The following is a 12112-nucleotide window of genomic DNA, read 5'->3' on the forward strand; positions in this document are numbered from 1 at the left end:
GCGCGGTTATTAGGCCACAACCTGTGGCAAGTTCAATATGGGGTTCCCGGACCCTAAAATGTCGAGCCGATAATTACCCGGAATGCCGTTTCCCCGCCAGAATCGAGGCCTTTGGCAATCGAGAGCCTGACACGCATGGGCAGATAGTACAACACCCGGCCGTCCATCCAGACTTCACCACCCGTCCCCTTGGAAAACCGGGAGGTGTCGAACTGCCCGCGATCCCATGCCTGTCCGGCATCAAAGAACCCGATCAGGCGGATACTGTCCAGATGTAATGGCAAGGTACGGATTCCCCGGTGTACCCGCCAGAGTGTCCAGCGGTATTCAGCGTTGAATGCCAGGAAACGATCCCCGGCAAAGCTGGCATCAGGATATCCGCGAAGGAGCGGTATCCGGCCGCTCGTCAGCACAGCGGGCCCCTCCCCTATCGGTCCGCCCAGTACGAATGGCCGGACCATGATTCTGGGCTTGAAACTCGTGCCTGCCGCGCTTCGAAGGGCAATCGACTGCCGGGAAACGAACGGCACTGGCAGATATACCCGGCCATCAACCGATACATTCGCACCAGTCCGGTCGGAACCGGCCTCCTTCAGCACGCCTTCAGCCGCCGCGCTCAGATTGATTCCCTTGCGCGGCCCGGGGCTTTGTGGCGAATACTGGAGGGACGAATAGTCGGCAACGATCCGCGTCCCGACGAGATCAAGCGCACGGAACAGTTCCGGGTTCACACCCGGACGCGAGGCTGCCAAGGCCGTCAGTGCACCATCGAAATCACGGCGGCGTTCATAGAAAGCCGTCGCCGAGACAGAGAGCCCCTGACGGGCATCCTCCAGAAAAGGCACTTGTGCCACAGATAGTGCCGCACTTGTGGTAAACCCGCCACTAACCCGAACCCGGTCGTTCCAGAGATCGCGCTCCTCTTCAATCGTGCTGCCTCCGCTGCCGATGCGTGGAACCCGCGCCCGCCCAAAAGAAACAAGATCGCGGGAAAACTGCACGTATGGCAGGGGGCGTCCAGGGACCGGCAACCGGTGCCCACCCGCCGTGAAAAAGGCCCGTGGAGCTTCACTGTTCAGCCCCCAGTATACGGTTCCGGACCAAAACCCCCGGCGAAGGATATCCTGTCCGCCGGTAAACCCGCCCACCAGAAAGTCATTTGGGGTCTGCGCCCAGAGCGGAAGCCAGAAACGGGGCAGGAACATCGGCCACGGCGAGTAAGGCCGGGGTTCGACGTTCGCCACGGGGACAACAGGAGGCAGGGGTAACGGCGCCCCGGTCCGGTAATGATGACCGGGAACCGGCATCGCATCCTCCACCCTGACTACCGAAACCCCCTCGCCACGGCCCAGATACTCCCGGTAAGCGACCCGGCTACCGTCTGGAGAAACCGCTGGGTCGAGTGCACCACCCACGGCATCTGTCAGCTGGCCGGTTTCTCCGGATTGCGGATCAACCACATAGACGTTGAATACCCCGCTCACGTCACTGGAAAAAACGATCCAGCCGTTAGGCAGGAATACCGGCTGGATATTGCGGGCACCGGTAAAACCGAGAACTGCCTGTTCCTCGAAGGCTGTCGCCTCCATCAGAACCAGCTGAACCACGCCTGCTCGCCGGCGGGCGGCTATGAGATGTTTGCCATCTGGTGAAAACGATGGTGAGGACCAGACTACTCCGGACTCGGCAGCGCGAACGACCACCGGCTCACTGGTGCCATCACCGACCAGAAGTTCCGTGACTGGCGGACGGTTCCGAACGAACGCCCACCGGTTTCCGCCGGGATGAACGGCCGCTTCGAATCCTCGCAGGCCGCCTTCAAATGGCTCCAGTTTCTCCCCCGTCCACCGGAACAGGGAACTCAGGTGAACGCCGGGACGTGGATGCACCACCCGCTCGATCAGCCAGGCGCCGCCCGCTTCAGGCGGTTGCACAACGCTCCGGAACCGGCCTGGATACCGCATCTCCATGCTGTCCGAATCGATTTCACTGCCCGTATCCGGATCCAGATACCAGGTACGCAATCCCCGGTCAGGATCCAGCCCGCGCACCATGATCCCCTGCCGGAGCCAGCGAAGACCTGTCAGATGACCTTCCAGATTCATTATTGGCAGAGGCGTAGACGGCGGACGCTTGCTCGCAGCAGCACTGGCCGCCTCGGCACGAAGTTCACGATGCCACGCATCCCATAGTTCCCGGAATCCCCGCCCGCAGACCTGCGAAATGGACTGCTCAATGAGAAACGGCACCAGTTTACGGGAATGACGGACGACCATCTCTTCCACGGCCCCCTCAGGGCAGGTCCTGTCAAGGTAATCAATGAATGCCGCGCCATAGAGATAGGGCCCCAGTCCGCCGGGATATGGCACGCCCAGTACGGAAACCTCATCCGGCTGGGGTAGGGCATTTCTCAGTGCGGCCGCCCGTATCAGGCCACGCGCCAGCGGGTCCACCACCCGACCTATCCGGCCCGCATTGGCGTTGTCAGGTTTTGATTCCTGCCATACAGCCAGTCCTTCAATGACGAACACCGGTACGGAAGCCCCGGGAGAACCGAGTCCCGGGGCATTGCCAAAAAGGAACCGGGGGATGCTTGCCCAACCTTCCGTCCGGTCGAGATGGTGAATATGGGTCAGTTCGTGCCGGACAAGCAGGTCGATCCAGTCGTCATATCCAGACAGATACTCCCCTTCCCGGGGAGCGGACAGGAATATCTGCACCTGAGGATAGGGAAACGGAACGGCAAACCCATTGGGATCGTCGCTAATATCGTTGACTACAAGCCGGACCGGTGCCGAAGGAATCCAGTTGAAACGTTCGGCCACAAGGCGGGCCGAGCGTTCCGCACGGGCCAGCACTTCACGGCCCTGGGCCTCATCGCGCTCAGGCACATAAACCCAGACCCGCTCCCCCCGAAGCTCGATCCACGGAACGGATGTATCGGGAGGCTCAAAAAGCTCGACTTCCTGCGCCACTGCACGACTGCACGACAGGATCACAACAGCCAAGGGTATCGCCAGAAACGGGACGGCCAGGCGGAAGCAGGTATTGGACACGCGGGAACTATAAAGCTGGCTTTCCAGTGGTCAAACGAACCCCTATTCGTTCCGGGACACAAGTTATGGAAGTGCCGTTTCCTGGCCCAGTACAGTAGCCCTGCTCCAGTCAGTCAGTGTATCCTTAAAGCCGCATCGGTGAGTATGCGATCCTTGTCCTTTGAGAGCGGTCGCTTTTATTGTTCTAGCCGACCGGGACGTTGAATAGGGGGAGCCGGAACGTGCAGTTCCGACGAAGGTGGCTGGTTGCACTGACAAGCATGGCCTTATGGGCTCATGCCGCTGTTTCTGCCATCGCACAGGAACCAGCTCCGACACCACAACGGGTCCGGATTCAGCTCACCCGGCAGGCCATCCGGGAAAAGGCCAAGGTGCAGATCGATACCGGCCAGGCTGATCAGGCCCTTCGCAACCTGAACGCTGTCATTGCCAAGTTTCCCAATGACGAAGAAGCCCTCTACCTGATCGGGAGGGCCTGGGAATCCAAAGACAACATAGACTCGGCAATCCAGTTTTATTCCAAGGCACCAGCAATCAGGGAGGCTCACGCTGCCCTCGCCCGCGTCTATCGTGAAAAGAAACAGGACATGATCGCTGCCGAACGGGCCGCCGACGTGGGGCTTTCAACATTCCCGGCTTACGTTCCGTTACTGGTGGAAAAAACAATTCTCCTGATCAACCGGGAACAGTTTGTGCCCGCCGAACAGAAAATACGGCAGGCGATCGCGCTTCCGACCGGTGACACCATTCCAAACAGGTTCTATCTCGGGCAGGCCCTGTTCGGTCAGAAGAAATACGATGAAGCCAAGCTCGTGTTTACACCCATTGCTGAACAGACGCAGCGTCCCCGGTACGGGCGGGCCGCGAAGGATTACCTCCAGGCCATCACATTCGAGCAGCGTCCAAAGGCCGGGGCACCCAAAACCGAAGAACCGCCACCAAAGGCATGGTCTTTAAGAGCCCGGATCCGCGGTGAATATGACACTAACGTCGCCCTCTACCCGGACGGCGAGAAAATCCCGATCAATCCGGCCAGTCCTTCCGACACTGACGATTTCCGTTTTGTGACAGAGCTGGGTGGCTCGTTCCGGTTTCATGACGCTGAGAACAGGAGCTTTGGTCTTACAGGGAATGTCTACAACGGACTGATGTTCCGGCTGGATACGTTCCAGACTCTGGCCATGGGTGGCGGGGTGTACGGACAGTTCAGGGGTGGCCAGGGGATTGGCGAATGGCTGGTCCGGTCATCGGTTGATGCTGCCCTCGCCTTCTACGGGAAATATGGATCCGACCCTGACGGTCCCGCCAGCAAGCAGTTCCGTGAGTTTGGATATTTTTCACAGACCTACGGGTTCAACAACCGGGGCATATACCGGCTCACAGCCAACTGGCTCATGAACGGAGGACTCTCCCTTAACTACGCCAAGTTCGCCTCCGACGGCTCCATCCGCGACAGCCTCACCGCCGGCCTGAATGCGGGCCCGGGTTACGAAAGTGCGCCTGGTGTCGGCGGGTTTCGCGTGGACCTGACTAGCGCGTTTCGTTACCGGAACGCGAAATCCGATGACTACACCTTTGTCGCCTATGGCGCGGGGCTGACCGGTATCTACCGGCTCATCAAGCAGATCGATTTCGTGGGAGGCATGGTGTTTGACCACCGGAACCATTTCGATTCCGGCCCTGGCGGTGCAGCCAACTACAGCAAGAAGCGTGCAGACAATAATCTGACCTGGTTCACGGGAACCGAGTGGCGGCTGTTCCAGTCGGGCCATACTACCGGGTCCCTGACGCTCACCTATGGCGGGGAAAAGAACCTTTCGACCCTCAACGGAAAGAACGGCAATTCCAATCTCGAATACACCAAGCATGTGATATCACTGGGTTTTGGGGTTCAGCTTTGACCCCGGATAGGTGATTCCTGTCACTGACTTATCCGGCTCAATTCGCTAGTATGAACCGCAACTTACGGCCCCGGGGCAGATCGGAACCTGATGACGTTCACGCATAAGAAACCGTCACACTGGCGGCAATTATTGCCGCTCGCGGGGTTTTTCCTTGCCGTGCTTCTATGGGCTGGCGAAGCCCATGCCGTCATGGCGGGACGCATCAGTTCAGTACAGGGGGACGTGTCCGTCACGCGACTGGGAGAACTCAATCCCCGCCCGGTCACCCGCATGATGGAAATCCATGTCAATGACCAGATCATGACGGGTGCCGATGGCCGTGTGCGTATTCTGCTTGCCGACGATTCCGTTGTGAGCCTCGCGGAAAACTCACGGCTGCGCGTCAGCCGTCATATCTATAATCCTGCGGCCCGCCAGCGCGAATCGGTCATTGATCTTTATCGTGGGCGCGTGCGGTCGGTCGTCTCCCGGTTCCTGAACACACAGATGAACCGGTTCGAGGTCCGGACCCCGACGGCGGTCGCAGGAGTTCGTGGTTCAGACCAGGTCGTCGAATATGATCCGAATTCCGGCAACACCCAGGTCACCATGCTGTCTGGAACCGGGTATGTCTCTGGACTGAATGGCGACAATTTCACGACGGTCGATTCCAATGAGACGGCAAACGGCAGCGGAAGAGTCGGCTTTACTATTACCGCACTCTCCGAAAGCGATGCATCGGAAGCCGGCGAAGGCTTTGATACCGAGCAGTCCTCAGACTCCCCGCCACCGACTGCCAGCAATACTGGCGACAGTGAACAGAGTTCCGGGGGGGAGGAAAGTCAGTCAGGTACTGGAGGGGATGATGGCCCTGCCACCACCGTGCTGGCTTCAAATGACAGTTCAGGAAGCGGAGAAGGGAGCGCCGATACTCCTTCCGCCGAAGGTGGCGGAGATTCCGCCCAGCAGGAAGAAGAAGGCTCAGGTGGCGGAAGCGAAAGCAGTGATGCCGTCGCCAGTGACGACAGCCCGCCACCTCCCAGCGGTCTATCGGAAAGCGACTTCTCGATTCCCGCACCCGACGTCATACCAATCAGTATCGAACCACCGGCCGCGCTGTCGAACATCCGGGTCGTCATTACCCTGCCCGACTGAGCGGTTTTCCCTCACATCTCCACCCATACATGCAGGTCTTGTATCCTGCCATCCATCCCTTGACTCGCACGTCAATTTCGCAGATTAAACACAGATAGGCGGGCTCCATGCGGTTCCATGCCGTATGCCCCGCCCACTACAGCGAACGAGAAGGCCCGCCGATGACCAAGCCTGCCAACATCGAACTCTGGAAGAAACTGGCCCAGAAGGAACTGAAGGACGTCCCCCTGGACTCTCTCTCGCGGGAGACGCCGGAAGGCATCGCCGTCAAGCCGCTTTATACGGCCGAAGATCTGGAGAAACTGGAAGACCTCAATTCGATACCGGGGGCATTCCCGTTTACCCGCGGCCCCCGGGCGACGATGTATGCCTACCGCCCCTGGACGGTCCGGCAGTATGCGGGGTTCTCAACGGCCGAAGAATCCAACGCCTTCTACCGGCGGAACCTCGCCGCCGGCCAGATGGGCCTTTCGGTGGCATTCGATCTCGCCACACACCGGGGCTATGATTCCGACCACCCGCGCGTTTCAGGAGACGTGGGCAAGGCTGGTGTCGCCATCGATTCGGTGGAGGACATGAAAATCCTCTTTGACGGCATCCCGCTGGACAAGATGTCGGTCTCCATGACCATGAACGGGGCCGTGCTGCCGGTACTTGCCAGCTATATCGTCGCTGCCGAAGAACAGGGCGTTCCGCAGGAGAAGCTCTCCGGTACCATCCAGAACGACATCCTCAAGGAGTTCATGGTCCGGAACACCTATATCTATCCGCCCGCACCTTCCATGCGGATCATCGCGGATATTATCGAGTACACCGCCCGGAACATGCCGAAGTTCAACTCCATCTCGATCTCCGGCTATCACATGCAGGAAGCCGGGGCGACTGCCGTCCAGGAACTCGCTTTTACCATTGCCGATGGCCTCGAGTACGTCCGTTCGGCCCTCTCCAAGGGCCTCAACGTGGACGAATTTGCCGGACGCCTCTCGTTCTTCTTCGGGATTGGCATGAACTTCTTCATGGAGATCGCCAAGCTCCGGGCCGCGCGGTACCTGTGGGCCAATCTGATGAAAAGGCAGTTCAGCCCCCAGAAGGACAGTTCCCTCATGCTCCGGACCCACTGCCAGACGTCCGGCTGGTCACTGGCAGCCAGGGATCCGTACAATAACGTCATACGGACAACGATCGAGGCCATGGCAGCCGTTCTGGGTGGAACGCAATCACTCCACACCAATGCACTGGACGAGGCGCTCGCGCTGCCCACCGACAACTCCGCACGTATAGCCCGGAACACCCAGCTCATTATCCAGGAGGAAACCCGGATTACCGACGTGGTGGACCCGCTCGCCGGCTCCTACTACGTGGAGGCACTCACGCACGCCCTGGTCGTCCACGCCGGAAAGCTGATCGACGAGGTGGAAGCCATCGGCGGCATGGCCAAGGCGATCGAAAGCGGCATGCCGAAAATGAAGATCGAGGAGTCGGCCGCCCGCCGCCAGGCCCGGATCGACTCTGGCGAGGAAACCATCGTCGGCGTGAATAAATACACGCTCGAAAGGGAAGATACGGTCGATATTCTCGACATCGACAATGAAAAGGTCCGCCGCCAGCAGATCGAGCGAATCCAGCGGATGAAGAAGTCCCGCGACGCGGCCGCCTGCCAGGCTGCCCTCGATGCGCTCACCAGATGCGCCCAGTCGGGAGACGGCAATCTTTTGGACCTTGCTGTCAAGGCCGCCCGCGCACGGGCCACTGGCGGCGAGATATCCGACGCGCTTGAAAAGGTCTGGGGCCGGTACAACGCTACGATCCGGAGCATTTCCGGCGTGTACGGCGCATCTTACCGGAGCGGCGAGGAGTTTGTCGCGGCCAAGGCTGCCGTCGACGCTTTCGCCAAGCGCGAGGGACGTCGCCCGCGCATTCTTGTCGCCAAGCTGGGCCAGGACGGACATGATCGCGGGGCGAAGGTGATCGCCACGGCTTTTGCCGATCTCGGCTTCGACGTGGATATCGGCCCCCTTTTCCAGATGCCTTCGGAGGCTGCCCGGCAGGCAGTCGAAAACGACGTGCATGTGGTGGGTATCTCGTCCCAGGCCGCCGGCCACAAGACGCTCGTCCCAGAACTTATCGAAGAGCTTAAGAAAGCCGGTGCGAAGGATGTCGTCGTGGTGTGTGGCGGTGTCATCCCCCCCCAGGACTACGACTTCCTGCACAAGGCCGGTGTGGCGGCGGTATTTGGCCCCGGAACGAATATCCCGCAGGCCGCCCAGACAGTGCTCGCCGCTATCGACAAACACCGTCAGAAACTGGCAAGCTAACGGGGACTGCGGTTGGTCAGGCCGCCCCTTATGCCGGAATTCACTCTCGAAGACTATGTAAACGGTGTCCGGACTGGCGACCGCCGTATCCTGGCCAAGGCGATCACCCTGATCGAAAGTCTCAGGGCTGACGACAGCCGCATGGCGCGTGATCTTCTGGACCGCATTCACCCCTTTACAGGCAATGCCGCCCGGGTTGGCATTACCGGGGTTCCCGGTGCCGGGAAAAGCACCTTCATCGATGCATTCGGTCTGCATCTCACCAGCAAGGGGCACAAGGTCGCGGTGCTCGCGGTTGATCCTTCGAGCAGCGTCTCGGGTGGATCAATCCTTGGCGACAAGACCCGTATGGAACGGCTCACCTTGGACCCGAATGCGTTTATCCGGCCGTCTCCATCGGGTGGTGCGCTTGGCGGTGTGGCCCGGAAAACCCGCGAAACCATGATGCTGTGCGAGGCTGCCGGTTTCGATGTGATACTGGTGGAAACCGTGGGTGTTGGGCAGTCGGAAACTGCCGTTGCCTCAATGGTGGATTTCTTCCTAGTCCTGATGATCGCCGGAGCCGGCGACGAACTTCAGGGAATCAAGAAAGGCATCATTGAGCTGGCCGACGGGCTGGTCGTGAACAAGGCAGACGGAGACAACCGTGAGCGGGCGCTCAAGGCCCGTGCAGAATACGAAAACGCCCTCCACCTGCTCCAGCCCTCAAATGACAGTTGGGCGCCGCACGTGCTCGCCGCCAGCGCCATCGAGGGAACCGGAATCCCCGAGGTGTGGGAGATGATCCTTCAATACCGGAAACTGATGACGGAAACCGGCGGCCTTACCACCAAGCGCCGACAGCAGGCCCTCGACTGGATGTGGAACGTAATCGACGATGGCCTGCAGCGCCGTTTCCGCGAGGACAGTATGATCGCCCCACTGGCTGCTGCTGCCGAACGGCAGGTTCTCGCCGGGGAACGTTCACCCACTGCAGCCGCCATTGATCTGCTGGAAAAGTTCCATCCGTCCGCAAAAAAGACCTGACGGCTGCTCCTCATCAAGCGGCCTGAAGAGTGCCAGAGCCCCCCGCGATGGCAGGGACGATCCCCACCTCGTCACCGTCCTTCACCGGCGTGTCGATGGACTCCATGAACCGGACATCCTCGTCATTGAGAAAGATATTGACGAACTTCCGCAACTTTCCATTCTCGTCGCAGATCCGGTCCTTGAGTCCGGGGTGGTTCCTGTCGAGATCGTCGATGATCGCCTTGATTGTCCCGCCGCTGGCGGAGACCTCGGCCTGGTTGGCGGTGTACTTGCGCAAAGGTGTGGGAATACGAACCTTGATTGCCACGGACGTAAAACTCCTTAGGGAAATAAAAACGGGGCCGCTCACCCGCCCATATCAGGTGCGACACGCATGTCACAAACCGGGGGCTGCGGGCAATGGGGGTGTTCAGATGACTGCAATTGATGGGGTTTTTCTCCTGTCATGGACGCAAAACTATCCGATTGACGCGCCAGTCAAAATCGGGATAAATAGGCCGCTGGACTGAACGGCGATTCAGTCGGCCGGATGTGGCCGGCGGACACGACAGTCACTACCCGGACGTGGGCGGCACGGTTTCAATCGCGAAACCCCGCACACTCCATCCAAGGAGTCACTCAAGTCATGCCGGAAGCATATATTCTCGGAGCCACCCGCACTGCCATGGGCAAGAAGAAGGGAACCCTCAAGGAAACCCACCCGATGGATCTCGCCGTCACGGCCCTGAACGGCCTCAAGGACCAGTGCAAGCTGAATAACGAAACCCTGAAGCAGATCGACGACGTGATCATGGGCTGCGTCACCCAGACGGGCGAGCAGGGGACGAACATCTCCCGCGGCGCGGTGCTGGCGGCCGGCTGGCCGATCGAGGTGTCGGGCGTCACGATCAACCGGTTCTGCGGTTCAGGCCAGCAGGCGGTCAATTTCGCAGCGCAGGCGGTGATGTCGGGCGCGCAGGACCTGGTGGTCGGCGCCGGTGTGGAGCACATGACCCGGGCCCCGATGGGCGCCGACATGGGCCCACCAGCCCGCTCCCTGCTCTCCAAGTATTCGCTCGTGCCGCAGGGCGTCTCTGCCGAGATGATCGCCGAGAAGTGGAAGTTCACCCGCCAGCAACTCGACGAATTCTCCCTCAAGTCGCAGCAGAACGCCCACAAGGCAATCAGCGGCGGCCACTTCCGGAACGAGATTACCCCGCTCAAGGTGAAGGTGGACCAGGGCACGGCTGACGCCTACAAGGCCCACCTCCTCAAGTTCATGCCCGAAGCCGAGGCGGCCAAACGGTTCGGCGAGGCGAAAGATGGCAAGGTGGAAGTCACCTTCGATACCGACGAGCATCCGCGCCCGGAAACGACGCTGGAGGGCCTCGCCAAGCTGAAGCTGGTCTTCAAGCCGACTGGCGTCATCCACGCAGGCAACTCGTCCGGTATCGTGGACGGGGCCTCGGCCGTCCTCATCGGCACCGAGCAGAAGGCCAAGGAACTGGGTCTCAAACCCCGTGCCCGTATCGTGGCGATGGCGGTGGCCGGTTCCGAACCGGTCATCATGCTCACCGGCCCTATTCCAGCCACGCAGAAGTGCCTCAAGAAGGCTGGCATGAAGATCGACCAGATCGACGTCATCGAGATCAACGAGGCATTCGCGCCGGTTCCGCTCTGCACGATCCAGGACACGGGCATGGACCCGGCCAGGGTGAATGTGAACGGCGGCGCCATCGCCCTCGGCCATCCGCTCGGCGCAACCGGCTCCCGGCTCATCGCGACGCTGGTGAACGAGCTTGAGCGCAGCCAGAAGCGCTATGGCCTTGCGACCATGTGCATCGGCTTTGGCATGGGCATCACGACGATCATCGAACGCGTGTAATTACGGCCTGATGGCCGCTATCCAGAACAGGGCGCCGGTTCCTTCCATGGGACCGGCGTTTCTGTTTGCCGTTCCGGCAGAGCCGGTGTCACAATCCGGCGCAGGAGATCGTATGGAAGCCAGTTCCAGCCAGCCGGAAAAATGCCTGGGCCCGACCGCATTCATCGACTCGGCGAGCCCCGAAGTCCGGGCCTATGTGGAAGGAAAGATTTCCGGGCTGACGAACCCCGCCGAGAAGGCAAAAGCCCTGTTCTATGGCGTCCGTGACGATATCCACTACGACCCGTACTGTTTTGACGGAACGCTGAACTCATTCATCGCCAGCAAGGTAATCGGGCGCAGCCGCGGATTTTGCGTTCCCAAAGCGGTTGTCCTCGCTGCCACACTGAGGGCGGCCGGCATCCCGGCCCGCCTCGGTTTCGCCGATGTTCGCAACCACCTGACCACCGACAAGCTTCGCTCCCGGATGGGTGGCATCGATGTCTTCGTCTTCCACGGCTATACGGAGGCCTGGCTGGACGGCCGGTGGATCAAGGTAACGCCGACCTTCAACCTGTCGCTGTGCGAGAAGTTCGGCGTGAAACCCCTCGATTGGGACGGCAGAACCGATGCCATCTTCCATCCGTTCGATTCCACCGGACGCAAGCACATGGAATATGTCCGCGACCGTGGCCAGTTCGACGATCTTCCGCTCGCCGAGATCCTGACCGCCTGGAAAGAGATTTACGGAAACTCGCTGGTGGAAAACGGCCTGCCCGGCGGGGATTTCGCCGCCGAGGCCCGTCCGATCAGCAGCTAGCCCGGCGGCCT

General features: G+C 60.3%; 8 protein-coding genes. 6 read left to right on the forward strand and 2 right to left on the reverse strand.

Going from position 1 to position 12112, the window contains the following annotated elements:
* Positions 1 to 53 precede the first annotated feature (53 nt).
* Positions 54 to 3056 carry a PD40 domain-containing protein gene (locus KIT79_13090; GenBank protein MCW5830238.1) on the reverse strand — a complete coding sequence of 1001 codons (3003 nt, stop codon included), beginning with the start codon at positions 3054 to 3056 and terminating at the stop codon, positions 54 to 56.
* Positions 3057 to 3277: 221 nt separating this feature from the next.
* Here KIT79_13090 and KIT79_13095 point away from each other — a divergent pair, with 221 nt between their 5' ends.
* From KIT79_13095 to meaB, 4 genes are all read left to right on the forward strand, one after another.
* Entirely contained in the window at positions 3278 to 4957 is a 1680-nt protein-coding gene (locus KIT79_13095) for a tetratricopeptide repeat protein (GenBank protein ID MCW5830239.1), read from the forward strand.
* Between the two features lie 90 nt (positions 4958 to 5047).
* Positions 5048 to 6094 (forward strand): FecR domain-containing protein, encoded by a 1047-nt coding sequence (locus KIT79_13100; GenBank protein MCW5830240.1) that lies wholly within the window; start codon positions 5048 to 5050, stop codon positions 6092 to 6094.
* Positions 6095 to 6255: 161 nt separating this feature from the next.
* Positions 6256 to 8409: a methylmalonyl-CoA mutase gene (gene scpA, locus KIT79_13105; protein MCW5830241.1), complete on the forward strand. Its 2154-nt coding sequence runs from the start codon at positions 6256 to 6258 to the stop codon at positions 8407 to 8409.
* 30 nt (positions 8410 to 8439) lie between these two features.
* Positions 8440 to 9435, forward strand: a complete 996-nt coding sequence (gene meaB / locus KIT79_13110) for a methylmalonyl Co-A mutase-associated GTPase MeaB (GenBank protein ID MCW5830242.1) — start codon at positions 8440 to 8442, stop codon at positions 9433 to 9435.
* 13 nt (positions 9436 to 9448) lie between these two features.
* On the opposite strand, the gene KIT79_13115 is transcribed toward meaB, so the two are convergent.
* Positions 9449 to 9745, reverse strand: a complete 297-nt coding sequence (locus KIT79_13115) for a MoaD/ThiS family protein (GenBank protein MCW5830243.1) — start codon at positions 9743 to 9745, stop codon at positions 9449 to 9451.
* Positions 9746 to 10063: 318 nt separating this feature from the next.
* On the opposite strand from KIT79_13115, the gene KIT79_13120 reads away from it, so the two are divergent.
* Both KIT79_13120 and KIT79_13125 read left to right on the forward strand, forming a co-directional pair.
* Positions 10064 to 11302 (forward strand): thiolase family protein, encoded by a 1239-nt coding sequence (locus tag KIT79_13120; GenBank protein MCW5830244.1) that lies wholly within the window; start codon positions 10064 to 10066, stop codon positions 11300 to 11302.
* Positions 11303 to 11414: 112 nt separating this feature from the next.
* The gene (locus tag KIT79_13125; GenBank protein ID MCW5830245.1) at positions 11415 to 12101 is read left to right on the forward strand and encodes a transglutaminase family protein; all 687 of its coding nucleotides are present in this window, start codon (positions 11415 to 11417) and stop codon (positions 12099 to 12101) included.
* The last annotated feature ends 11 nt before the right edge of the window (positions 12102 to 12112 follow it).

The sequence above is a fragment of the Deltaproteobacteria bacterium genome (genome assembly GCA_026129095.1).
GTDB lineage: Bacteria > JAGRBM01 > JAGRBM01 > JAGRBM01 > JAHCIT01 > JAHCIT01.

What these genes read in the sequence shown, in the direction of transcription:
- meaB (MCW5830242.1), top strand. Translation starts at nt 8,440, where the DNA reads ATGCCGGAATTCACTCTCGAAGACTATGTAAACGGTGTCCGGACTGGC.
- KIT79_13120 (MCW5830244.1), top strand. Translation starts at nt 10,064, where the DNA reads ATGCCGGAAGCATATATTCTCGGAGCCACCCGCACTGCCATGGGCAAG.
- KIT79_13125 (MCW5830245.1), top strand. Translation starts at nt 11,415, where the DNA reads ATGGAAGCCAGTTCCAGCCAGCCGGAAAAATGCCTGGGCCCGACCGCA.
- scpA (MCW5830241.1), top strand. Translation starts at nt 6,256, where the DNA reads ATGACCAAGCCTGCCAACATCGAACTCTGGAAGAAACTGGCCCAGAAG.
- KIT79_13100 (MCW5830240.1), top strand. Translation starts at nt 5,048, where the DNA reads ATGACGTTCACGCATAAGAAACCGTCACACTGGCGGCAATTATTGCCG.